The organism is Uliginosibacterium paludis, from assembly GCF_039631355.1.
GTDB classification, from domain to species: domain Bacteria; phylum Pseudomonadota; class Gammaproteobacteria; order Burkholderiales; family Rhodocyclaceae; genus Uliginosibacterium; species Uliginosibacterium paludis.
In genome coordinates this window covers 202880-225094 of record NZ_JBDIVF010000001.1, presented here as the reverse complement: position 1 = coordinate 225094, position 22215 = coordinate 202880, and the positions used below count along the sequence as shown (strand labels likewise).

The window sequence follows — 22215 nt, the reverse complement described above, 5'->3', positions numbered from 1 at the left end:
CCCCTGCGGAGGCCGGGCTCAGTAGCGCGAGAGCAGATCGCGGATCTCTTCGTCTGCTTCCCGGCAGCGGATCGCGTGATTCATCGCGCCATGATCGGCACCCTCGCTCCGGCGCCCGCCCGGGCTGCCACCACGCTCTGCATGACGCGGGCGGCGCCCATTGGTGGCTTCCGCGCGGCGTGGTCTGGTCGGGCTGGTGTGCAGTTTCATGACGGCCTCCTGGAGGTTCAACCGGGAGCGGGACGGCGGGATGACGTCCTGCGCGAAGCCAGTGTCCCTGAAAGGCCGGAGCTCACTTGTAGGAAGGCGTGGAGGGCGCGCCGGACCCGCTGCCGCAAAACCGTGTAGGACAGCGCCGCATCAAGCCATGGGGCCTGAAAACCCGCCGGCCTGCGAGACCGGGCGATGGCTGCCGCAGCCGGGCCGGACTGGCGCGCCATGCGGCGGAGAGGCGTTTCAGCGGCGTTTGCCCGGGCGCTTGCCGGAGTGTGCGAGCAGCATGCCCAAGCCGCCACCTGCCAGCGAGAAAAGCCCCGCGCTGAGCATGGCACTGAAGCCGGGCGCCTGGACAACCGGCGTCCAGCCGAGGAGGACCAGCCAGAGCGCGAACGCTGTGCCGAAGGCCATGCCCATGATGGCGGTGGTCGTGGGGTCGGGGATGCGGTGAACCCGGGCGCGCGGGCCGATCTGGCGCAGGGGAGGCGTATCGCGCCGGATGTAGCGGTGATGGCTGGCGGTCATGGTGAGGCTCCCGTCTGAGTGTCCGTGATGCCGGCACAGTGTTGCGCTTTGGCGAAGCGGAGCCAATCGGGGCAAGCCTCATGAGGGAAACACAGATCCGGGCGCGCCCGGATGGCCGGGCCACCCGGCGCATGCCCGAATGAAAAGCCCCCTTGCGGGGGCTTCGGGCGGGGCCTGCTGCGGGTCAGGATTACTCCGCTGCGACCCAGCTGCCGTCCTTGTAGGAGTAGAAGGTCACGCCGCCGTTCTTGATGTCGCCCTTCGCGTCAAACGAGATCGTGCCGGTCACGCCCTTGATGTTGAGGGCCTTGAGCGCCGGCAGGTACTTGGCCGGTTCGACCGAGTTGGCGGCCTTCATGGCTTCGATCAGCGCAGTGGCGGCATCGTAGTTGTAGGGCGCGTAGAGCTGCACGTCGGCCTTGAAGGTTTCCTTGAAGCGCTCCTTGAACTTCAGACCGCCGGGCATCTTTTCCATCGGCAGGCCGGCTTGCGTGCAGAACACGCGATTGTCCAGCTCCTTGGCGGAGAGCTTGAGCATCTGCGCGGTGCACAGGCCGTCGCCGGAGAGGAAGGTAGCCGTCATGCCGAGCTGGCGGATCTGGCGCAGCATCGGGCTGCCCTGGGCGTCCATGCCACCATAGAAGATGGCGTCCGGATTCATGCCCTTGAGCTTGGTCAGGATGGACATGAAGTCCGTGGCCTTGTCATTGGTGAATTCGCGGGCCACCACCTGCACACCTGCCTTGCGCAGCGAGGCGGCCAGCGCGTCTGCCAGACCCTGACCATAGGCGGTACGGTCGTCGATGATCGCGATCTTCTTCAGGTGCAGTTTCTTCGTGGCGTAGTTCGCCATCGCCTCGGCCTGCTGGTTGTCGTTCGCGATCACGCGGAAGCTGGTCTTGAAGCCCTGGGTGGTGAGCTGCGGGCTGGTGGCCGAGGGGGTGATGACCGGGATGCCGGCCTGCTCATAGACGCGCGAAGCAGGGATCGAAGCGCCCGAGGTGACGTGACCGATCACGCCCTTGACGCCGGCATCAGCCAGGCGCTGAGCCACGGTGGTGGCCATGCGCGGGTCGGCCTGATCATCTTCCGACACCAGCTCGAACTTCACTTTCTGGCCGCCGATGGTGACGCCCTTGGCGTTGGCGTCGTCGATGGCGAGGCGGATGCCGTTCTCGCCGTCCTTGCCGATGTGGGAGATCGGGCCGGTCAGCGGGCCGGCAGCACCCAGCTTGACGGTCAGGTCGGCACTGGCAGTGCCGGCAGCGGCGATAAGGGCGACGGCAAGGGAAATCGTGGTCAGTTTCAAGGTGGGCTCCGTGTGGATTCAGTGCCAGGGCATCGGTCAGCAGACCGGGCAAGGCGGCGGGAAAGATTCCGATTATAGGAACAGCCCGGGAAAGCGACAAAACCTGCATGCTGATCTGGATCAGTGATTGACCGATCTGTCCGCCAGAGCGGGCGAGCGCAGGTCGGCTTGCAGCACGGCCGTGGCGGTGTAGGCTGCCGACTGGTGCAGCCTTGAACAGGGAGCAGCAGGATGAGCGAAACAAAGCGGCCGATCCGGATCGGCATTGTCGGAGCCGGCGCCAACACATGCAGCCGTCACATTCCCGGGCTGCGCGCCCAGCCGGGGGTGGAAATCGTCTGCGTGGTCAACAGCACGGCGGCGTCTTCGCAGCGAGTGGCCGCCGAGCAGGGCATTGCCGAAACCGCGCCAGACTGGCGGGCGCTGGTGGCGAGGCCCGATCTCGATGCAATCGTGATCGGAACCTGGCCGGTGCTGCATTGCCCGGTCAGCCTGGCCGCCCTGGCGACCGGCAAGCATGTGCTGACCGAGGCCCGGATGGCGATGAACGCTGCCGAGGCCCGCCTGATGCTGGAGGCCTCGCGGCAGCGGCCCGATCTTGTCGCCCAGATCGTGCCTTCTCCTTTCACCTTCGAGGTGGATCGCACGGTTCAGCGGCTGCTGCGCGAGGGTTATCTCGGTCGCCTGCTGACCTTGGACCTGCGGGTGGCGGACGGCGGCTTCGTCGATCCTGCCGCGCCGCTGACCTGGCGTCAGGATGCCGACCGCTCCGGGCTGAACGTGATGACGCTGGGCATCTGGTACGAGAGCCTGATGCGCTGGGTCGGTGAAGCCTCAAGCGTGATGGCGCGCGGCAGGACCTTCGTCAGTCAGCGTCAGGACGAGACCGGTCGCCTGCGCAGTGTCCGCGTGCCGGACCATCTTTCCATCCTGGCGGATCTTGCCTGCGGCGCCCAGGCCACGCTGACGCTCACGGCGGTGGCCGGTGCGGTGAAGCAGGCTGAAGTGCTGCTGTGCGGCACAGAGGGCACGCTGCGCTTTGCCGACGGCCAGCTGTGGGGAGCGCGTCGGGGCGACGATGCGCTCAGGCTGCTGGAGATCCCCGCGGCGGAGCGCGGCGCGTGGCGTGTGGAGGAGGAGTTCATCAGCGCGATCCGGGGTCGGGAATGCATAACGCATACGCGCTTCGAGGACGGGTTAAAGTACATGCTGTTTACCGAAGCCGTCGCCCTCAGCATGGCCGAGCGACGCGAGGTGGTCATTCCCATGTGCTAGTTGATGCTGAAACTCCTGGAGGAGCGGGCAGATGAGTCACGGCGATCCGGATGGACCGCGTTTCGTACGCATTCCCCTGCATGTGCTGGCCGCAGCCGGAACGACGCTGCTGCTGATCCTGGTGGCCGTCGTGCTGGCCTGGAGTTCCTACCGGAATACGCGCGAGGTCGTCTCGAGCACGGTGGACGAATCCATCCGTCATGCCTCGGTGGCCTTGCGCGGCAAGGTTCGCGGCATTCTCCAGCCGGCTGAAAACCAGCTCGACCTGCTTGTTTTCAGCGCCATCGTCAAGGCTGCGACGGTTGAACAACGGCTGGCTTCCGTGCCGATGGCACTGGCTGTTCTGGCAGCCAACCCCTTGCTGGACACCTGGTATGTCGGCTATCCGGACGGCGCTTTCGTGCTCTTCCGCGCCCTGCGGGACCGTGCGCTGCGCAGCGTCTATCACGCGCCGGACGACGCGGTGCTGATGGTGCAATCCATCGGCATGGGGCGTGGGGGCGTTCCGGAAGGCGAGTATTTCTATTTCGACAGCCAGGGTCGAGTGCTGCAGCATCGCCCCCGTCCGACCTATCGTTTCGATCCGCGTACGCGAAACTGGTACCGGATGGCGCTGGGCCACCGTCAGAACGTGCTGACGGAGCCCTATCTTTTCTACACCAACCGCGAAGTCGGCATCACGCTCGCCCGCGAGGCTTCGCCCGGCGTGGTCGTCGGGCTGGACGCCACCATCAACGACATCGGCAGCGAACTCTCGGAGCTGCGGATCACGCCCGGAACGCGGGTGGCCGTGATCGACCGGGGCGGGCAACTGATTGCCGTCGATGAACCCCGCGTCACCGGCGATCGCTACGACGACAATGGCGAGCTGCGCATGGCCTGGCTCGAGGAAACCAACGTGCCGGCGCTGACCGAGGCGCAGTACCTGCCGGCCGACAGCGTGCAGCGGCAGTATGTGACGATCGGCAAGCGCGATTGGGAGCTGATCTCGCTGCCCGTGCCCCTACAGACCAGCAACCAGGCCTACCGGGTACTCATGGCCGTGCCGGGAGACGAGCTGTTCGAGAAGGCGCAAAGCCTGCTGATGCGGCAATGGTGGCTGATCCTGGGCCTGATCGTTCTCAGTGTGCCGGTGGGGTACTGGCTCACCCAGCGGATCGTGCGGCCGCTGCGCCTGCTGGCCGAGGAAACGCACCGGGTGGCCCGCTTCGATTTCAGCGCCTTGCCCTTGCGGCGCTCGCGCATCGCGGAGGTCGACATGCTGACCACGGCCACCGTGCAGATGCGCTCGACCATCGCACGCTTTCTCGATGTGAGTGCCGCGCTCAACTCGGATCTCCGCCTGGAGCACCTGCTGGAGGTCGTGCTCGGCGATCTGGTCGAAACCACCGCCTCACGCAACGGCGCGATCTATCTCTTCGACCCCGATACCAATCTGCTGCACCGCTCTCAGGCACAAGGCACGGGCGCTGATGAAGCCTATGAGCGCGTCATGGAATTGGAGCCTGCCGGTGAGGGGCCGGTGATGCGTGCGGCCGTGCTGCGACGCAGCGTGGCGGGCGACCAGTCGGGGCGTGACGCAGGCGTTTTCGCGGTGCCGCTCGAAACCCTGGGCAAGGAGTTCGTGGGCGTGCTGGTGCTCGATCTGGGCAAGCCGCTGGGGCCTGAGAGCATCGCGCGGCGCGATCCGGTCGTGGCATTCATCGAGGCGCTCTCCTCGACGGCAGCCGTGGCCATCGAGACCCGGCGTCTGGTGGAAAGCCAGAAGGCCCTGCTCGAAGCCATGATCCAGCTGCTCGCTGGCGCCATCGACGCGAAGAGCCCCTATACCGGCGGCCATTGCCAGCGTGTGCCGGAGCTCACGCGCATGCTGGCCGAAGCTGCCCATGCGGAAGAGCAGGGCAGTTTCTCCGGTTTCCGGCTCACTCCCGAGCTGCGCGAAGCCGTGCACGTTGCGGCCTGGCTTCATGACTGCGGCAAGATCACGACACCCGAATACGTCGTGGACAAGGCGACCAAGCTCGAAACCCTGTTCAACCGGATCCATGAAATCCGGATGCGTTTCGAGGTGCTCAAGCGTGATGCCGAGATCCGCTTCTGGAAGGGCGCAGCGGCGAGTGTGCCCGATGCGGCTGCGCGAGCCGTGCTGGAAGCCGAGTGGGCGCAGCTTGATGAGGAGTTCGCTTTTGTTGCCGCCTGCAATCATGGCGGCGAGAGCATGGATGACGAGAGCATCCGCAGGCTGCAGCAGATTGCGGCGAGGCAGTGGGTGCGCACGATCGACGATCGACTTGGGCTCTCGAACGACGAAATGCTGCGTTGCCGGAACACGCCTTCAGCGCCTCTGCCGGCCGTGGAATGCCTGCTGGCCGACAAGCCGGAGCATATCGAGCATCGCGCCGCGAAGGAGCTGATGCCCGCCAATAATCCCTGGGGATTCCGGATCGAAGTGCCGGCCCGCAAGTTCAACCGCGGCGAGCTCTACAACCTCGCGGTCCGGCGCGGCACGCTGACGCCGGAGGAGCGCTACATCATCAATGACCACATCGTGCAGACCATCATGATGCTCGATCGCCTGCCGTTCCCGCGGCATCTGCGCAGCGTGCCCGAAATCGCCGGCGGGCATCATGAAAAGATGGATGGAACGGGTTATCCGAAGCGCCTGCGGGGCGAGCAGATGAGCGTGCCGGCCCGCATCATGGCGATCGCAGATGTATTCGAGGCGCTCACCGCGGCCGACCGACCCTACAAGTCGCCCAAGACCCTGTCGGAATCGCTGCACATCATGGCCCGCATGGCGCGCGAGCAGCATCTCGATGGCGAGCTCTTCGCGCTCTTCGTGCGCTCGGGCGTCTATCGCGAGTATGCCGGCCGCTTCCTCCAGCCGGCGCAGATGGATGCGGTGGACGAGGCCGCGCTGCTGGTCTGAGCCGGGCATGCCCGCTCAGGCGAGGCTCATCTCCTTGCGCAGCCATTCGGTGAGCGTGCCGGCCGGCCGGGGCGGGCTGATCAGATAGCCCTGGCAGAGCGTGCATTTGCGTTGCAGCAGCCACTCGCGCTGCGCCTCGTTTTCCACGCCCTCGGCGGTCACCATCATGCCCAGATCGCGTGCCATCGAGAGGGTGGCTGACGCGATGGCCGCGTCCTCGGTGTCACCCGGCAGGTCTTTCACGAAGGAGCGATCGATCTTCAGGCGCTCGATGGGCAGGCGCTTGAGGTAGGCGAGGCAGGAGTAGCCGGTGCCGAAGTCATCCAGCGCCAGGCTCAGACCCAGCGCGCGTAATTGGTTGAGGCGCCCGATCAGGGTTTCGGTGGAGGCCAGCAGCGCGCTCTCGGTGATCTCGAGTTCGATGTCGGCCGCCACCGCGCCGGTTTCCGCCAGGATGCCGGCGACACGCTCGACGAAGTCCGCCTGCTGGAACTGCAGCGCGGCAATGTTGATGGCCATGGTGAGGTGGATGCCCTGGTTCTTCCAGATCACCTGCTGCCGGCAGGCTTCGCGCAGCACCCATTCGCCCAGCGGCAGGATCAGGCCCGAGTCTTCCGCCATCGGAATGAACTGGATCGGCGGCACCATGCCCAGCTCCGGATGCTGCCAGCGCACCAGCGCTTCGCAGGCGATGATCCGGCCGCTTTCCATGTGTTGCTGCGGCTGAAAGTGCAGCACCAGCTCGCCGCGGTCGATGCCCAGCCTGAGCGCGCTTTCGAGCTGCAGCCGCTGCATGGCGCGGGCGTTCATCTCGGGCACGAAGAACTGGTAGTTGTTGCGCCCGTTCTGTTTCGCGCTGTACATCGCGAGGTCGGCGTGTTTCAGGAGCGTGTCGACGTCCTGTGCGTCGCCCGGATAGTGGGCGATCCCGATGCTGACGGAGACCGCCAGCTCGTGCCCCTCGAGACTGAAGGGCGCGGCGAGACTCTGCACGAGTTTGGCCGCCACCCGGCTGACGTCGGTGCTGTCGCTCACCCGGGGCAGCATCAGCACGAACTCGTCACCGCCCTGGCGGGCCAGCAGATCCTCGGCGCGCAGGCAGTCGCGCAGGCGGCGCGCCACCGAAGTCAGCAGCAGGTCCCCTGTCTGGTGCCCGAGGGAATCGTTGATGGTCTTGAAGTGGTCGAGGTCGAGGAAGAGGACGGCGGCCTGATCGCCATGACGCTCGGCGCTCTTGAGCGTGATGCGGGCCTGTTCCAGCCAGTAGGTGCGGTTGGGCAGGCCGGTGAGCGAATCGAAACGGGCGAGATGCTGGATGTGGGCTTCGGCCGCGCGTGCGCTGGTGACGTTCTGCACCGTGCCGAACAGCCGGACCAGCCCTTCCAGCTGCCACTCGCTTTCCACATGGAAGTGCAGCACCTGCTCGGTCTCCTCACGGTCGAGCATGCGGCAATCAAGCGTGCGGCTGCCTTCGTGCATCCGCACCTCGGCAAAGGCGGCCGCCAGCGCGGGACGGTCTTCGGCGATGACCCGCGCGATGAACTCGGCCTCGCCGATGGCTTTGCCGGGCGGGAGTTCGAGCAGGTTCCTCAGCTCTTCCGACATGTGCAGATGTTCGACGTCGGCAGCGATTTCCCAGCTTCCCATGTGCGCAATGCGCTGGGCCTGGGTCAGCAGCGACTGCTGGTCGCGCAGGCGGGCCGTGGCTTTGGCAAGCTCGCGCGTGCGGCGCGCCACGAGCTCGTCGGTGCGCAGCGCACGGCCGGAGTTCAGAAGCAGGAAGTTGCTGATCATGCCGCAGAACAGCAGCATCATGCCGAGCAGCGTGCCGGCAGCCCAGCTGCGGCTGGCGGTATCGCGCGGCGCGTCCACGCGGAGTTGCAATGTCCAGTCGCGGCCGGCAAAGCGGATCTGGCGCGACACCGGCATCACGCTGCCGGCTTGCGGGGAGGCCGCGCAGTCCGGCGGGCCGTAGAGCGCGATGACTTCCTGCGGATGCGTGTGGTCGGTCAGGCACAGCACGATGCGTGCGCGATCCACCTCACGGCTCGCGTCCCGGACCAGGTCGCCGATGCGCATGGCGCTGGAGACGACGCCCCGGGGCTGGTCCGCCGCCGTGGCGTCTTTCAGCTTGCGGACGGCCTGATAGACGACGATGCCCGGCTCGGCGTGCAGGCCCTGCACGAGGGGAAACGGGCGGCTGGCTGCGGGCAGGCCGGACTGCCGCGTAAGAGCGATGGCCGCCTCGCTGGCCGGGCTGCTCGCGGGATTCATGCCGACCGCTTTTTCGTTGCCCCGCAGCGGTTCGACATAGGTGATCGGAAAGAACTCGGCCTGCGGACCCGGCGGACCCAGATTTCCTTGCGCGTCGCGATCGCGCAGGGTGAAGCCCGGTCTGCCTTCCTGGCGCTGGCGGGCTTCGAACTCGGCCAGTTGCGAGCGCTCGAGGCGCGGATTCCAGGTCAGGTTGATGATGTTGCCGTAGCGCTCGAGCCAGGGCTGGGTGAGCTGGGTCCAGTCTTCCGCACTAAGATCCGGGTCAAGTGCCACATGGCGCTCGAGCGCCAGGAGCACATCGAGCCGGTTGCGCAGGCTGTTGCGCAGATTGCTTTCCACATGCTCGGTGCTGCGCATGAAGTCGTCGTAGATGCGGACTTCCTCGCGCTGTCGCACCAGCATCAGTGCCGCCGCGCAGACCAGGGTTGCGAGCACCAGGGGTACGCCCAGCATGGTGCGCCGCCCGACCCACTGGTTGGCCGGGCGCGTCATCATCGCCAGGTAGATCGGGGTGGCGAGCATGACGCCCAGGATGTCGCCCGCCCACCAGTTCATCCAGTTGAACAGGTCCGCGCCGGCTTCGGTGGCCGGAGACAGGGCCTGGATCAGGCTCGCGGCCGTCGCGCCGATCAGGCAGCTCGCCGGCGCCACGACTCCCAGAAACAGTGCGACGGGGCGCGTTTCGTCCAGGGCGCCGGGCCAGATGCGCAGCTTGCGAGCAAGCATCGCACCGCAGGCCGCCTGTGCGCAGGCGCCGACGGGGATGGCGAGTACGAGCAGCGGTGTGACGGGCAGCCCGGCATGAAGGCAGGCCGCCGTCTGAAGCAGCGCAGAGCCGAGATAGATGCCCGGCAGGATGCGCAGGCCCCAGACCATGACCGCGCCCAAGGCCACGCCCGCCGCCGGTGAGAGCGGCATCGTGAAGCCCGGTGAAATCGCGGTCACGAGCCCGAGTGTGCCCAGCGCCGCATACAGCGCGGCGAGAACAAGGCTTTGCCAGAGCAGGTTTTCAGCGCGACGAAGCATCAGGTTTCCGGATGGATTCGAACCAGAGCCGGCAGAGTGTCCGAGGTCAGACAGCTATTACGGCAGCGCTTTCCGGATCTTTTGCGACCTGCCCGCTTGCTCAGTTTCCCCGTTCGCCCAGCGCGCGCCACAGGCGGGTCAGGGCTTCCGCCGCGCCACTGCGCCAGCGCAGGTCGGCATGCCGGCTGACCGCGGTATCGCCCGGATTGACCTCGATCGCGAGCGCGCCGGTTTCCCCGGCGATCGCGAAAGGCTGCGCAATATAGGGAAAGACACTGGTGGTGCCGATCGAGAACACCACGTCATATCCTTCCTGCATGACCGCCTCCAGGCGCTGGATCGCTGCGCGCGGCAGCGCTTCGCCGAAGAGCACGACACGTGGGCGCAGGTGGCCCAGACAATGCGGGCAAGGGGGCGGCAGCACGGTGAGCTGGCTGTAGTCGGCCACCGTTTCATGATGGCCGCAGTGCGTGCAGTCGAGTTCGAACAGGTCGCCGTGGATCTCGATGAGGTCCCGGCTGCCGGCCCGGCGATGGAAACCGTCGATGTTCTGCGTCAGCACGGTCGTGGGAACCCGCTCCTGCAGGGCCGCGATCACTTCATGCGCCGCATTCGGGCGGGCACCGCGGCAGGTGGCCTCGATGCGGGCAAGATGCTTCCAGGTGATGGCCGGGTCGCGCCGCATCACTTCACCCGAGAGCGCCACTTCGATGGGCATGCCGTCTTCGGTCAGTTCGTCGTTATAGAGACCGCCGAAGCCGCGGTAGGTGGGCAGGCCGGAGTCGGCCGAAATACCGGCGCCGGTGATGACCAGTACGCGGCGGGCTTCGAGGATTCGTGCGGCGGTTTCTTCAAGTCCGGGCAGAGTATCCATGTGCGGCTCCTTTCCTTGTTTCATTCAGCCTCGACCAGAGCATGCTGCCGAACAGGATGCTGGCCAGGAGAGATGAGCCCACTGCGGCAATCCAGAAGCCTGCCAGCCCGAGCGGCGCGCTCCAGCCGTGATAGCAAAGCCACCAGCCGCCGGCCAGGCCTACGCCCCAGAAACTGACGATGTGGCCGATCATCGGCCCGGTGGTGATCTTGAGGCCGCGCAGCGCCTGGGCCGAAATGGTCTGGATGGCATCGAAGAGCTGGTAGAACGCGATCAGCGCGACCAGGCTCAGCGCAACCTTCTGCACGCCGGTGTCCGGCACGAAGCTTCGCACCAGCGGACCGGACAACAGGTAGAACACGATGCCCACGATCGTCGCGATCGTGCCGCCCAGACACAGACCGGTAAGGGCGGCTCGCCGCACCCGGGCCCAGTCTCCGGCGCCGGCGGCCTGGCCGACCAGCGTGAGAGTGGCGATCGACACCGATAGCGGCAGCATGTAACAGGCGCCGGCAAAGTTGCCGAGCAGACGGTTGGCGCCGACCGCCTCGGCGCCCAGCGAGGCGACCAGCAGGCCGATCAGCGCGAAGCTGCTCATCTCGACGAACATCGACATGCCGATCGGCAGGCCCAGCTTCAGGTGCTCGCGCAGCAGCGACCACTTCGGACCCCGCCAGCCGCGCAGCAGGTGCAGATGGGCACTGGCGCCGGAGCGCTGCAGATAAGCCAGGCCGAGCAGGGCCAGCATCGTCGTGTTGATCGCGGAGGAGGCGGCGCAACCCACCGCACCCAGTGCCGGCAGACCGAGCCAGCCGAAAGCCAGCGCGGGGGCCAGCAGTGCATGGCTGGCGGCATTGGTCAGGCCGAGAAACATCAGCGCACGGGGCCGGCCCAGTGCGTTCAGCATGCCGCCGCTGGCGCGATAGACCAGCATGCCGGGCAGGCCGAGAGCCTGTACTGCCAGATAGATCCGGGTGCGGGCGGCCACTTCGGGCGCGACCGAATTGGCTTCCAGCATCCAGCCCGGCGTCAGCAGGATCAGCATCGCGATGGCCGAAAGGAAGAGGCACAGCCAGGCCCCTTGCTGAAAAGTGGCCGGCAGGCGATCGAACTGCTTCGCGCCGACCTGGTGGGCCGCGATGGGCGTGAGCCCCTGCACCACGCCGGCGGCGGCCAGTGCCACCGAAATGTATAGCCCGGCCCCGATACCGACGGCCGCGAGGTCGACCGTGCTCACACGGGCCGAAATCACGGTGTCGACGATGGTCGTGCTCATCGAGGCCAGCTGGGCGATCAGGATCGGACCGGCATGCGCGAACAGGGCCCGTGTCAGGCCCGGTTGCGGGGCGGTCGGACTCATGCGGGTTGCGGCGCTTTGCGGCTCAGCCACTTCGCGCGCCAATACACCCCGGCCAGGATCGCAAGCGTTGCCGCGCCCATGAACCAGAACGCCACGGCTTGCCAGAATCCGTAGGGGTCGCTGGCCAGTGGATACTGCTGGCCCAGCCCCCGGAAGCCGATGAAGCCGGTCAGCATGGCGCGGATGGGCGGATAGAGCGCCACGAGGGCGGGCAGGAAGCTGATGAAGAGGCCGGCCGCGATGGCGGCTCGGTCAGCAGCCGGGCGAGGCTGGCTGCGCGGCGCAAAGCCGGCTTCCACACGCAGGAAGAGCGCGCACAGGCCTGCCACCAGGAACAGGATCGGGCCGGCGGCCATCACCAGGCCCCAGAGTGCTGCGATGATCATGAAACTGCCGGTGCCGAGCGTGACGAGCCAGGCCCAGAGGGGCTGGATGAACACGACGCAGGGCACGGTAAGGAGCAGGGCGGCAAGGGCGATCAGGGCCCAGCGGCGGGATTTGCGCAGAAGCAGGTCGCCGCGGGGGAGCTGCAGGGCATTGGGTGCATTCATGGCTTGGCAGTGTACGGGGCCGTCGGGCAAATGGAAACCTTCGCGCTTTGCCGCAGGTCAGACCTTGCGTGGCGGCCGGCATGGCGTCTGGCTATCCGATCTTTATGATTTTGTAATTGGATCAAAAACCTTTTCTGCGATAGTGTCATCTTATCGGCAGCGACGTTTTTGCGGCGCCTGCACCCCCGAATCAATCACTGTGGAGACTGATCATGAAAGCGAAGAAAGCAGCAGCATCGAGCAAGATCGATATCGGCATCTCGGAAAAGGATCGCGTCGCGATCGCGGCCGGCCTCTCCGGCCTGTTGGCCGACAGCTTTACCCTCTATCTGATGACGCACAACTTCCACTGGAACGTGACCGGCCCGATGTTCAACAGCCTGCACACCATGTTCATGGCGCAATACACCGAGCAATGGAACGCGCTGGACATCATCGCCGAGCGCATCCGCGCGCTGGGCGTGAAGGCGCCGGGCAGCTATGCCGAATACGAAAAGCTGACCACGATTCCGCCGGTCAAGGGCGAGCCGAAGGCCATGGAAATGGTCGCCCTGCTGGTGGCCGCCCAGGAAGCCACGGCCCGCACCGCTCGCGGCCTGCTCGAACTGGCCGACAAGGCCAATGACCAGCCGACCATGGATCTGCTGACCCAGCGCCTGGACCTGCACGAGAAAACCGCCTGGATGCTGCGCGTACTGCTCGAAGAGTAAGCCCGAGGGGCCGGAAGCATCCGGCCCTGCTGCGTGCGTTTGCCCGCCGGCAATCGAAAAAACCGCATCTTCCGGATGCGGTTTTTTCGTGGACGACGGGAAGGCAGCCTTCAGTAGCCGACCGAGCTGGCGTAGCTCAGCAGCGTGGCCGCATAGGCGCCGCCCCAGGAATAGCCGTAACGGCGTTCCGCCTCGATGTCCATGATGTTGTACTGCTTGCCCTTGCCACCCTCGGCTGCGGTGCGTCCGCTGAAGAAGCCGGTGTCCTTGTCGAGATCATAGAAGCGGTACCACATCACGCTGCCGGTCTTTGCCTGGATCGGATTCCAGGTGTCGTCCGTGTTGCCCGAGGGACGATTCACATAAGCGGTGTCGGCGACCTGCACCGCGCTGCTGCGGAACCAGGCCAGCGCGGCCTGCACGGCAGCCTTCACTTCCGGCGTCTGCGGCTGGCTCATCAGGAAGCCCACGATGCCGACCGACTCCTTGCCGCTCTTGGAGGGCCATTCATAGGAGCGGGCTTCTTTTGCCTCGTAAGTCACCGGGTCATGCTGGGCGCACCACACCGTTTTCACGCCGCTCTGCACGATCTGCGACTTGAGGATGAAGTCGATGCCTTTCGCGATGGCTGCCGAAAGCTTCGAGTACTGCTCTGCGGTAAAGAGGTCCTGAGTGTCGACCGGCGCGCTCTTCTTCGCCACCTGATCGAGCACCAGCATCACGCGCGCCATGGCATCGTCATTGAAGGTGACGTAGTTCGAGTAGCTGGTGCCCGCGCGTGCCGGATAGACCTGCGGGAAACCGCCCGAGGGATATTGCATCAGCAGCAGGAAGTCGAGCGTCCTGCGGGCGGCGTCGCGGTACTTCGTGTCACCGCTGCGCTTGTACACATCGGCCAGGAAGAAGAGCTCCGAGGTCGTGGCGTCGTTGTCGATGGTGCCCAGATCCACACCATTCTCGCCCAGCCAGGTCGAGGACTTGCTGCCGGAGGACCACGCCACGCTGTAGAGCGTGCCGGCGCCGGCCTTGCTGTCGGTGATGTGCTTGTAGAAACCGCCTTCCCTGGTCTGCCAGGTCAGGATGATGTCGGCCTTGGCCTTGTCGGCTGCGAGTCTGGCGGCAGCGTCTCCCGCGCTGCTGAGCAGTACGGTGTAGGTATTCAGCTCGCCGGAGGCCGGATTGCCGCTCTGGCTGAGCACCGGCGCGCTGCTTGCCGAAGAAGTCGCCACGCTTGAAGACGAGGCGCTGCTGGCGGGCTTGCTGCTTGCGCTGCTGCTGGACCCCGCTGCCGGCGCACTGCTGGCAGCCTGGCTGCTGCTGGATGAAGTGGCGGTCGGCGTGCTGCTGTCATTGCTGCTTCCGCCCCCACCACAGGCCGCGAGCGCGGCGCAGAGCAGCAGGCTGATGAGATGTCTTTCTGGCGTTGTCATGTCTGGTCTCCCCGATTCTTGTCTGATCCGGTCAGCACGCCCGGACCCGGGCCGGCTGCCTCGCGCATTGTCAGGTGATGACCCCTTGTCAGGGTTTGCGAAATCTGGCGGATCCGCTTGCGATCTGTGCGCATCGCGATGCTTTGCCGAGGGCCGCAGCCTGTTGGCCGGTTGTCGGATGCACGAGCGGCGTCAAGGTCCGGCTACTCCGGCTTTGCGCATTGCGGATGAGGCAGGGCTTGAGGCATAGTCGTGCCCCGGTTTTCAGTTCCAGACTCATCCAGATGCTTCCCTCGATCGAACTCCGCATTGCCTCCGAACTTGCCGCCCAGCCGCGTCAGGTGATTGCCGCCATCGAACTGCTGGACGGCGGGGCCACCGTGCCCTTCATCGCCCGCTACCGCAAGGAAGTGACCGGTGGGCTGGACGACACCCAGCTGCGCACGCTGGAAGAGCGCCTGGGCTATCTGCGCGAGCTCGAAGAGCGCCGCAGCGCGGTGCTCGCCAGCATCGAGGAGCAGGGCAAGCTGACGCCGCAACTGCGCGCTGACGTGGAGAACGCCGAATCCAAGCAGCGCCTCGAAGATTTGTACCTGCCCTACAAGCAGAAGCGCCGCACCAAGGCCCAGATCGCCCGCGAGGCCGGCATCGAGCCGCTGGCCGACGCGCTCTTGGCGGACCCGACTCAGAAACCGGAAGAAGTCGCCGCGCAATACCTGAACGTGGACGCCGGTTTTGCCGATGCCAAGGCGGTGCTCGACGGCGCGCGCCAGATCCTGATGGAGCGTTTCGCCGAAAACGCCGAGCTGGTCGGCAGCCTGCGCGAGTATGTGAGTGAGCACGGCCAGGTGCGCGTGACGGTGGCCGAGGGCAAGGAGAATGACCCCGAGGCGGCCAAGTTCCGCGACTACTTCGCCTACTCCGAGAAGCTCGGCAACATCCCCTCGCACCGCGCGCTGGCCCTGTTCCGGGGCCGCAACGAAGACGTGCTGCGGGTGAAACTGGCACTCGACTCCGACCCCGAAGATGGCTCGCGCTCGGCTGAGCCGAATCCCTGCGAGCGCAAGATCATGGTTGCCGCGGGCATCCGTGATCAGGGGCGCGCGGCGGACAAGTGGCTGGTCGACACCGCACGCTGGACCTGGAGCGTGAAACTCGCACTCTCCATGGATCTGGACCTGATGGGCAAGCTGCGCGAACGCGCCGAGGAAGAGGCGATCCGCGTCTTTGCCCAGAACCTGAAAGCCTTGCTGCTCGCCGCACCGGCGGGTGCCAAGACCACCATGGGCCTCGACCCCGGCATCCGCACCGGTGTGAAAGTGGCGGTGGTGGATGCCACCGGCAAGCTGCTGGAGACGGTCACGGTCTATCCGCACGAACCGCGCCGCGACTGGGACGGTGCCTTGCATACGCTCGCGAAGCTGGTCGAGAAGCATGGCGTGCAACTCATCGCCATCGGTAACGGCACGGCCAGCCGCGAGACCGACAAGCTGGCCGGCGAGGTGATCAAGCGCGTCGCTCCCGCAAAGGTCACCAGCATCGTCGTGTCGGAAGCTGGTGCATCGGTGTACTCGGCTTCCGAACTGGCGGCCAAGGAATTCCCGGAGCTGGACGTGAGCCTGCGTGGCGCGGTGTCCATCGCTCGGCGTCTGCAGGATCCGCTCGCCGAGCTGGTGAAGATCGAGCCCAAGGCCATCGGCGTCGGTCAGTACCAGCACGACCTGAACCAGAGCAAGCTCGCCAAATCGCTCGACGCGGTGGTGGAAGACTGCGTGAACGCGGTGGGCGTGGATGTGAATACCGCTTCCGCGGCGCTGCTCACGCGCATCTCCGGCCTCAACTCCACGCTGGCGCAGAACATCGTCGCCCATCGCGATGCCAATGGTGCCTTCGCCAGCCGTGCCGCACTCAAGAAGGTGCCGCGTCTGGGCGACAAGACCTTCGAGCAGTGCGCGGGCTTCCTGCGCATCACGGATGGCAGCAACCCGCTGGACGCTTCGGCCGTCCACCCGGAAGCCTATCCGCTGGTCGAGAAGATGCTCAATGACATTGGCAAGAAAGCGCGCGAGCTGATTGGCGATTCGGCCACGCTGAAGCAACTGGATGCGAAGAAATACACCGACGAGCGCTTCGGCCTGCCGACGGTGCAAGACATTTTGCGCGAGCTGGACAAGCCCGGCCGCGACCCGCGCCCAGAGTTCAAGACCGCGTCATTCCGCGAAGGCGTGGAAGAGCTGAAGGATCTCGAAGCCGGCATGCTGCTCGAAGGCGTGGTGACCAACGTGACCGCCTTCGGCGCTTTCGTCGACATCGGCGTGCATCAGGACGGGCTGGTGCACATCTCGGCGCTCTCCAACCGCTTCGTGAAGGATCCGGCCGAGGTCGTGAAGGCGGGTGACATCGTCAAGGTGAAGGTGATCGAGGTGGATCTGGCGCGCAAGCGCATCGCGCTCTCGATGCGTCTCTCGGACGAGGTGGTGCGCAAGCCGGCCGGTGAGGCAGCACGTCGTGATGTGCCGCGTGGCGGCAAACCGCAGCAGGCCGCGCGCCCGGAAAAAGCGCCTGCGAACAATGCCTTCGCGGCGGCCTTTGCCAAGGCGAAGCATCGCTGAAGCATGCTGGATCGCGCATGAAAAAGGGCGGCTTGCCGGAAGGCAAGCCGCCCTGTTCATTGTGTGACCCTTGTTCAGGACTTTGCGCGATAGCCCGGACGGATGCGGAGCAGGGTGTCGTCTTTCAGCACGATGTGGTGCCACAGCGAGGCCAGCACATGGATGCCGACCAGCCAGTAGACGGCATTGCCGATGAATTCGTGGAATTCCTTCACTACGCTTCGCAGATCGGGATTCTGCGCAATCATCTGTGGCAGCGCGATGCCGAAGAAGGCGACTTCACGGCCGCCAGCCTGCGAGAAGACCACGCCGCTGATGGGCAAGGCGAACATGATGAGGTAGAGCGCCCAGTGCAGGAGGTGCGCGCTCGCGCGCTGCCATGGCGCATCACCGAGGATGGCCGGCGCGCCGGCAGTCAGGCGGATACCCAGGCGCACGAAGGCCAGCAGGAAAACCAGCAGACCAGCGCTGATATGCACCGCACGCAGGGTGTTGCGCAGGGCCTGTTCGTCTTTTGGCACGCCTTCACGCCATTCGATCGCGACCAGGGCGACGGCGAAAAGGATGAACATCAGCCAGTGAAGGAGGATCTGGCTGCGGCGGTATTCTGCGGGGCTGGACATGGACGGGCTCCATTGTGGAAGGAATGCCCATGATTGTAGGGGGGACTCATCGCGTCGGGGGCTTTCATTCGTCATGGCTCGTGCCGGATTTGAGCCTGATGAATCCGGCTCAAGTGTCAGATTCGCTTTGGGCGAGCGTATACAGCGCCTCGGTGTGAGGGATGGCGGCTTCATGCGCGCAGGTTTCGAGCAGCGCGAGCTGCTCGGCGTCGATCAGCACGCGCCCCGTGGCCAGCGTGCGGTGGGTGTCTCCCGCCTGCAGCACGAAGTCCCGCGGGCGCCCCTGTTCGGTCAGCCATATCCGGCCACTCAGGACCTTCAGTTGCTGCCCGGCTGCCATCTCCAGTATGCAGAGCCTGCCGCGCCTGGCGCAGAGGATTCCGGCTTCCATGTTGTGCTCCTTCACGCGTGCAAACGCTCTGTCGATGGATTGATTCTGTATGCACGCGGCGTATGCTTCAAACGAGCATTTCTCTACGACATGTGAAAGGAATTCATTGATGGAGTCACCGGGCCGCCTGCCTCCGCTGGGCATGCTGAGAGTGTTCGAATCAGCTGCGAGGCTGGGCAGCTTTGGCGCTGCAGCCAGGGAGCTCAGCGTGACGCACAGCGCGGTGAGCCATCAGATCCGTGCGCTGGAGGAGTTGCTGGGTTTCCCCCTTTTCCTGCGTGCAGGGCGAGGCGTTCAGCTCACGCCGCTGGGGCAGGAGCTGTCAGTGCAGGTGAATGAGGCCTTGTGCGGGATCGGCAGTGCGCTGGCACGGGTGCGTCAGCGTGCCAACCCGCTGCGCCTCACCGTCACGACCATGCCTTCGTTTGCAGCCCGCTGGCTGGGCCCGCGTATCGGTCGCTTCATCGAACAGGAACCCGATATCGAGCTCAACATCGTGAGCACTGCTGGTGTGCTGGATTTCGTGCGCGACGGTGTCGATGTCGCGATCCGCTTCGGTTTCGGAGACTATGCCGACCAGCAGGCCGAGCTTCTGATGCGGGACGAAATGCTGGTGGTGGCGAGCCCCGCGCTGGTCCGTGAAAAAGGCATCACCCGGGCCGCCGATCTGCAGAGCTGCCCCTTGCTGCGCTCGGATGGGGAGTTCTGGCGCGCATGGTTCCAGCGCGTCGGACTGGACTGGCCGGAGCCTCAGGGAGGACTGTTCTTCAACGACTCCGCGCTGGTGCTGCAGGCCGCGCTGGATGGGCGCGGCGTGGCCTTGTCGCGGCGGAGTCTGTGTCAGCAGGATCTGGACTCAGGCAAGCTGGTGCAACTGTTCCCCGAGACCTTGCCGAACGGCAGGGCCTACTGGTTCGTGACTCCTGAAGGCGTGCCGCTGACACCGCTGGCCCGGCGCTTCCGGGACTGGATTTTCTGCGAGGCCGGAAACTGCCCGCCGGTGGCGGATGCGCCTGTCATCGACGATCTCGGGCTCGAGCGCTGCGTGCATTGAAGGCGGGGGCGACCGCGCCGAGCCCGCTCCTCAGGGCATTTGAAGCGTGCTCTGGATGTCGCCCGCCGCTTCGCCGAAAAGGTCGGTACGCGCACGCTGAATGATGGCTTCGGTGCAGGGGTGGGTGATCTTGCGCTGCACGGTGATCGCGTAATAGGCCTGTTCGATGTCGGGCGTGCTGCCGATCTGCTCCACGCCATAGTTGCGGCAGATCTCGTCGCTGATCGTCGCCGGCGCCATGAAAATGCCCCAGCCGGCGCGGCCGAAGGCCTTCATGAGACCGGTGTCATCGAACTCCGCCACGATCCGCGCGCGGATGTGGCGTGCTCGCGCCCACTGCTCGAACTGCCCGCGCACGGCGGAGTCTTCGCCGAGCAGGAGCAGCGGCTTGCCATTCAGGCAGGCCGGAAATGACTGATCCTGACAGCGTGCCGCCAGCGCCGGGGTGGCAAAGAAGGCCATCGGTGAGGCGCCCAGGCGGTGGCTCCAGGCTTTCACGCTGAAGCCCGGCGGGATCGGGCTGTCGGCAATCACGAGGTCCAGGCGATGTGCCGCGAGTTCAGCCAGCAGGCGGTCGATCCGCCACTCATGGCAGCTCAGGCTGACCGGCATGTCCAGACGCAGCGCGGGTTCCAGCAGAAACTGCGCGATCGATTTGGGCAGCGCATCAGCCATGCCGACGCGAAAGCGCATCGGCAGCCCGGCGGTTTCATCGCTGCGCAGCATGTCCTCGAGCTCGGTGCCAAGCGAAAAGATTTCCTCCGCGTAGCTCATCGCCAGCTCGCCCGCCTCGGTCAGCACGAGATTGCGGCCTTCCTTTCGGAACAGGGCCTTGCCCATCCGATCTTCCAGCAGCTTGATCTGTCCGGAGAGTGTCTGCGGCGTGGTGTGGAGCGCCTCGGCTGCGCGCGTCACGCCTCCGCAACTGGCGACTTTCCAGAAGTAGAACAGGTGCTTGAAGTTCATGCTGCGCCTCCTTCTGTTCGTAAAAACCGAAGTGAATATGAATTTATTGCGAATATACATGAAGTATATGGCGGCATAAATTGATGTTGTGAGGCCGGCCGGAAGTGCCGGTTGTGCTGGAAGGAGACCAGACATGAAGCTGTCCATCAGAAACATTCCGGGTACGCCGCTCGATGTTGCGCTCATAGGTCATATCGAGCGCCGGGCCGAGTTCGCGCTGGCCGGCGTCCGCGCCCATGTGCGCCAGGTGCAGGTCGGTCTGCAAGAAGTGCCGGGTCTGCGCGGCGCGGCGGATACGCGCTGTCAGGTCCAGCTGGTGCTCGGCGACGAGGCCCCCCTGGTGGTTACCGAGACGAGTTCCGACGAGTTGGCTGCGGTCAATCGCGCCTTGTCGGTCGCCGGCCATCTCGCGACCCGGCGTGTGGCGCATCGCAGTCGCCATCAGATCACCAAGGTCGCCAGCGGGCATGCCTCCGCGCATGCCGTCTGATCCCCCTGAGCAATGGAGCAAATCATGATGACCCGATATGAAACCGACAGCCCCGAAGCCGTGGCCCGCTTGCTGGCACTTGCAGTGACCGTCGATGGTGTTCCGGCCGAGTCTGAACTCTCGATGCTGGAGCGACGCGGCGTCTTTGCCCGGCTGGGGCTGGACCGTGACGGCTTCAATGCGGTGATCGAGCAGCTGTGTGCAGACCTGCGTGAGCTGGGGACGGTCGCCGATGCGGGAGATTTCAGCGTGCTGCGTCCGTCGCAGCTGGAGATGATGCTCGATGAGGTGCAGTCGCTCGCGCTGCAGCGCGATCTGATTGCGCTGTTCATCGAGATCTTCAGTGCCGACAACCGCTATGAGCCCGCCGAGTCGATTTTCCTGCGCAGCGTGCTGCGTTGCTGGGGTGCGGATCAGTCATTGCCCGCCATGGATATGCCGGCCATGGCCTGAGCATGCCCCTGCTGTGGGCGGAGGCCGCTGGCCGTGGGGGATTGTTCCGCAAACGGGACGATGAAACCCGCGAGGCGGGCTTTGTCCGATCCGCCGACGGGACTAGAGTGGCACTCCCGGGGATGAGGCCGTCAGGCCTCATCCCGTTTTTGCGGAGTCCAGCGTGCTTCATCTTGTCGCCCTCTTCGAGCAGCATGGGCCCTTGCTCGTTTTCCTGAATGTGCTGGTCGAACAGCTCGGCGTGCCGGTACCCGCCGTGCCGACGCTGATGGTGGCGGGCGCGCTGTCGGTTGAAGGCCGGCTGGTCTGGCAGCAGATCCTGCTGCTTGCCGTGCTCGGCTCAGGCATGGCGAATTTTGCCTGGTATCTGGCCGGCAAGCGCTTCGGGATGCAGATCCTGGGTCTGATGTGCCGCATCTCGCTCTCGCCGGATGCCTGCGTCCGCCGTACCGAAAACGTGTTTGCACGCTGGGGCGTTACGGCACTGCTGGTCGCCCGTTTCGTGCCCGGGCTTTCCGCCGTGGCCTCTCCGCTCTCGGGGGCCATGGGCTTTTCAGCCGGCCGCTTCGTGTTGTTCGACACGCTCGGTACGACTCTGTGGGCCGGCGCCGCGATGCTGGCTGGCCGGGTCCTGCACCGGCAGGTGGATGGGGTCATCCATGCGCTGGCCTCCATCGGCAGCATCGCGCTTGCGGTGCTGGCCGGGCTGCTGGCCCTCTACGTGCTGTGGCGATGGATCGAGCGGCAACGTCTGCTGGGCTTTGTGCGCGAGCACCGGATCGACGTCGCGGAACTGCGTCAGCGCATGGAGGCGGGCGAAGCGCCGGTGATTGTCGATGTGCGTTCGGCCGTGTCACGCGGGAGTGATCCTCGCCGCATTCCCGGTGCGCTGGAAGCGGAGCTCGAAGAAGTCCGCCAACTGCTTGCGGACGTGTCCCCCGAACGCGAAATCGTCTTCTACTGCAATTGTCCCAACGAAGCCTCGGCAGCCAATGCCGCCCGCATCCTGCAGCGTGCAGGCTATCGTCATGTGCGGCCCCTGCGGGGCGGGCTGGATGCCTGGATGGCAGAAGGCGGCGGTTTGCCTTCCGGCTGATTGACGGAAAAAACGGCGACCCGAGGGTCGCCGTTTCAGTTGGTTGCG

General features: G+C 65.6%; 19 protein-coding genes. 8 read left to right on the top strand and 11 right to left on the bottom strand.

Annotation, left to right across the window (positions count from 1 at the left end; genetic code table 11):
- Positions 1-18: 18 nt before the first annotated feature.
- From ABDB87_RS01045 to ABDB87_RS01035, 3 genes are all read right to left on the bottom strand, one after another.
- Positions 19-210 carry a hypothetical protein gene (locus ABDB87_RS01045; protein WP_345923280.1) on the bottom strand — a complete coding sequence of 64 codons (192 nt, stop codon included), beginning with the start codon at positions 208-210 and terminating at the stop codon, positions 19-21.
- A gap of 246 nt (positions 211-456) precedes the next feature.
- The gene (locus ABDB87_RS01040) at positions 457-741 is read right to left on the bottom strand and encodes a hypothetical protein (RefSeq protein WP_345923278.1); all 285 of its coding nucleotides are present in this window, start codon (positions 739-741) and stop codon (positions 457-459) included.
- A gap of 190 nt (positions 742-931) precedes the next feature.
- Positions 932-2050: a branched-chain amino acid ABC transporter substrate-binding protein gene (locus ABDB87_RS01035; RefSeq protein ID WP_345923276.1), complete on the bottom strand. Its 1119-nt coding sequence runs from the start codon at positions 2048-2050 to the stop codon at positions 932-934.
- Positions 2051-2281: 231 nt separating this feature from the next.
- Here ABDB87_RS01035 and ABDB87_RS01030 point away from each other — a divergent pair, with 231 nt between their 5' ends.
- Together ABDB87_RS01030 and ABDB87_RS01025 are read left to right on the top strand one after the other, a co-directional pair.
- Positions 2282-3325: a Gfo/Idh/MocA family protein gene (locus tag ABDB87_RS01030; protein ID WP_345923274.1), complete on the top strand. Its 1044-nt coding sequence runs from the start codon at positions 2282-2284 to the stop codon at positions 3323-3325.
- Positions 3326-3356: 31 nt separating this feature from the next.
- Positions 3357-6254 (top strand): HD domain-containing phosphohydrolase, encoded by a 2898-nt coding sequence (locus ABDB87_RS01025; RefSeq protein WP_345923272.1) that lies wholly within the window; start codon positions 3357-3359, stop codon positions 6252-6254.
- A gap of 15 nt (positions 6255-6269) precedes the next feature.
- Here ABDB87_RS01025 and ABDB87_RS01020 read toward each other — a convergent pair whose 3' ends face one another.
- From ABDB87_RS01020 to ABDB87_RS01005, 4 genes are all read right to left on the bottom strand, one after another.
- On the bottom strand, positions 6270-9557 hold the full coding sequence (locus ABDB87_RS01020; RefSeq protein WP_345923271.1) for an EAL domain-containing protein: 3288 nt from the start codon (positions 9555-9557) through the stop codon (positions 6270-6272).
- A gap of 100 nt (positions 9558-9657) precedes the next feature.
- Positions 9658-10431: an NAD-dependent protein deacylase gene (locus ABDB87_RS01015; RefSeq protein ID WP_345923270.1), complete on the bottom strand. Its 774-nt coding sequence runs from the start codon at positions 10429-10431 to the stop codon at positions 9658-9660.
- Complete coding sequence (locus tag ABDB87_RS01010) at positions 10409-11791, bottom strand: MATE family efflux transporter (RefSeq protein ID WP_345923268.1); 1383 nt, start codon at positions 11789-11791, stop codon at positions 10409-10411. The genes ABDB87_RS01015 and ABDB87_RS01010 overlap by 23 nt, the downstream gene beginning before the upstream one ends.
- The gene (locus tag ABDB87_RS01005) at positions 11788-12342 is read right to left on the bottom strand and encodes a hypothetical protein (RefSeq protein WP_345923266.1); all 555 of its coding nucleotides are present in this window, start codon (positions 12340-12342) and stop codon (positions 11788-11790) included. The genes ABDB87_RS01010 and ABDB87_RS01005 overlap by 4 nt, the downstream gene beginning before the upstream one ends.
- A gap of 212 nt (positions 12343-12554) precedes the next feature.
- Between ABDB87_RS01005 and ABDB87_RS01000 the strand changes: the two genes are divergently transcribed.
- Positions 12555-13052: a Dps family protein gene (locus tag ABDB87_RS01000; RefSeq protein ID WP_345923264.1), complete on the top strand. Its 498-nt coding sequence runs from the start codon at positions 12555-12557 to the stop codon at positions 13050-13052.
- Positions 13053-13162: 110 nt separating this feature from the next.
- Here ABDB87_RS01000 and pelA read toward each other — a convergent pair whose 3' ends face one another.
- The gene (pelA, locus tag ABDB87_RS00995) at positions 13163-14482 is read right to left on the bottom strand and encodes a pectate lyase (RefSeq protein ID WP_345923262.1); all 1320 of its coding nucleotides are present in this window, start codon (positions 14480-14482) and stop codon (positions 13163-13165) included.
- Positions 14483-14766: 284 nt separating this feature from the next.
- Here pelA and ABDB87_RS00990 point away from each other — a divergent pair, with 284 nt between their 5' ends.
- Positions 14767-17094 carry a Tex family protein gene (locus tag ABDB87_RS00990; RefSeq protein ID WP_345923260.1) on the top strand — a complete coding sequence of 776 codons (2328 nt, stop codon included), beginning with the start codon at positions 14767-14769 and terminating at the stop codon, positions 17092-17094.
- Positions 17095-17168: 74 nt separating this feature from the next.
- On the opposite strand, the gene ABDB87_RS00985 is transcribed toward ABDB87_RS00990, so the two are convergent.
- Complete coding sequence (locus ABDB87_RS00985; RefSeq protein ID WP_345923258.1) at positions 17169-17717, bottom strand: cytochrome b; 549 nt, start codon at positions 17715-17717, stop codon at positions 17169-17171.
- 109 nt (positions 17718-17826) lie between these two features.
- Positions 17827-18108 carry a DUF2917 domain-containing protein gene (locus ABDB87_RS00980; protein ID WP_345923256.1) on the bottom strand — a complete coding sequence of 94 codons (282 nt, stop codon included), beginning with the start codon at positions 18106-18108 and terminating at the stop codon, positions 17827-17829.
- 109 nt (positions 18109-18217) lie between these two features.
- Between ABDB87_RS00980 and gcvA the strand changes: the two genes are divergently transcribed.
- Complete coding sequence (gene gcvA, locus ABDB87_RS00975; RefSeq protein ID WP_345923254.1) at positions 18218-19162, top strand: transcriptional regulator GcvA; 945 nt, start codon at positions 18218-18220, stop codon at positions 19160-19162.
- A 30-nt stretch (positions 19163-19192) separates the two neighbouring features.
- Here the strand turns inward: gcvA and nhaR are convergent, their stop codons facing one another.
- Positions 19193-20128: a transcriptional activator NhaR gene (nhaR, locus tag ABDB87_RS00970; protein WP_345923251.1), complete on the bottom strand. Its 936-nt coding sequence runs from the start codon at positions 20126-20128 to the stop codon at positions 19193-19195.
- A gap of 133 nt (positions 20129-20261) precedes the next feature.
- Here nhaR and ABDB87_RS00965 point away from each other — a divergent pair, with 133 nt between their 5' ends.
- The 3 genes from ABDB87_RS00965 to ABDB87_RS00955 all read left to right on the top strand — a co-directional run bounded on the left by ABDB87_RS00965 (position 20262) and on the right by ABDB87_RS00955 (position 22167).
- Complete coding sequence (locus ABDB87_RS00965; protein WP_345923249.1) at positions 20262-20618, top strand: hypothetical protein; 357 nt, start codon at positions 20262-20264, stop codon at positions 20616-20618.
- A 24-nt stretch (positions 20619-20642) separates the two neighbouring features.
- Complete coding sequence (locus tag ABDB87_RS00960) at positions 20643-21071, top strand: hypothetical protein (RefSeq protein ID WP_345923248.1); 429 nt, start codon at positions 20643-20645, stop codon at positions 21069-21071.
- A gap of 163 nt (positions 21072-21234) precedes the next feature.
- The gene (locus ABDB87_RS00955) at positions 21235-22167 is read left to right on the top strand and encodes a DedA family protein/thiosulfate sulfurtransferase GlpE (RefSeq protein ID WP_345923246.1); all 933 of its coding nucleotides are present in this window, start codon (positions 21235-21237) and stop codon (positions 22165-22167) included.
- Positions 22168-22215: the final 48 nt, after the last annotated feature.

What these genes read in the sequence shown, in the direction of transcription:
- ABDB87_RS01045 (WP_345923280.1), bottom strand. Translation starts at nt 210, where the DNA reads ATGAAACTGCACACCAGCCCGACCAGACCACGCCGCGCGGAAGCCACC.
- ABDB87_RS01040 (WP_345923278.1), bottom strand. Translation starts at nt 741, where the DNA reads ATGACCGCCAGCCATCACCGCTACATCCGGCGCGATACGCCTCCCCTG.
- ABDB87_RS01030 (WP_345923274.1), top strand. Translation starts at nt 2,282, where the DNA reads ATGAGCGAAACAAAGCGGCCGATCCGGATCGGCATTGTCGGAGCCGGC.
- ABDB87_RS01025 (WP_345923272.1), top strand. Translation starts at nt 3,357, where the DNA reads ATGAGTCACGGCGATCCGGATGGACCGCGTTTCGTACGCATTCCCCTG.
- ABDB87_RS01020 (WP_345923271.1), bottom strand. Translation starts at nt 9,557, where the DNA reads ATGCTTCGTCGCGCTGAAAACCTGCTCTGGCAAAGCCTTGTTCTCGCC.
- ABDB87_RS01015 (WP_345923270.1), bottom strand. Translation starts at nt 10,431, where the DNA reads ATGGATACTCTGCCCGGACTTGAAGAAACCGCCGCACGAATCCTCGAA.
- ABDB87_RS01010 (WP_345923268.1), bottom strand. Translation starts at nt 11,791, where the DNA reads ATGAGTCCGACCGCCCCGCAACCGGGCCTGACACGGGCCCTGTTCGCG.
- ABDB87_RS01005 (WP_345923266.1), bottom strand. Translation starts at nt 12,342, where the DNA reads ATGAATGCACCCAATGCCCTGCAGCTCCCCCGCGGCGACCTGCTTCTG.
- ABDB87_RS01000 (WP_345923264.1), top strand. Translation starts at nt 12,555, where the DNA reads ATGAAAGCGAAGAAAGCAGCAGCATCGAGCAAGATCGATATCGGCATC.
- pelA (WP_345923262.1), bottom strand. Translation starts at nt 14,482, where the DNA reads ATGACAACGCCAGAAAGACATCTCATCAGCCTGCTGCTCTGCGCCGCG.
- ABDB87_RS00990 (WP_345923260.1), top strand. Translation starts at nt 14,767, where the DNA reads ATGCTTCCCTCGATCGAACTCCGCATTGCCTCCGAACTTGCCGCCCAG.
- ABDB87_RS00985 (WP_345923258.1), bottom strand. Translation starts at nt 17,717, where the DNA reads ATGTCCAGCCCCGCAGAATACCGCCGCAGCCAGATCCTCCTTCACTGG.
- ABDB87_RS00980 (WP_345923256.1), bottom strand. Translation starts at nt 18,108, where the DNA reads ATGGAAGCCGGAATCCTCTGCGCCAGGCGCGGCAGGCTCTGCATACTG.
- gcvA (WP_345923254.1), top strand. Translation starts at nt 18,218, where the DNA reads ATGGAGTCACCGGGCCGCCTGCCTCCGCTGGGCATGCTGAGAGTGTTC.
- nhaR (WP_345923251.1), bottom strand. Translation starts at nt 20,128, where the DNA reads ATGAACTTCAAGCACCTGTTCTACTTCTGGAAAGTCGCCAGTTGCGGA.
- ABDB87_RS00965 (WP_345923249.1), top strand. Translation starts at nt 20,262, where the DNA reads ATGAAGCTGTCCATCAGAAACATTCCGGGTACGCCGCTCGATGTTGCG.
- ABDB87_RS00960 (WP_345923248.1), top strand. Translation starts at nt 20,643, where the DNA reads ATGATGACCCGATATGAAACCGACAGCCCCGAAGCCGTGGCCCGCTTG.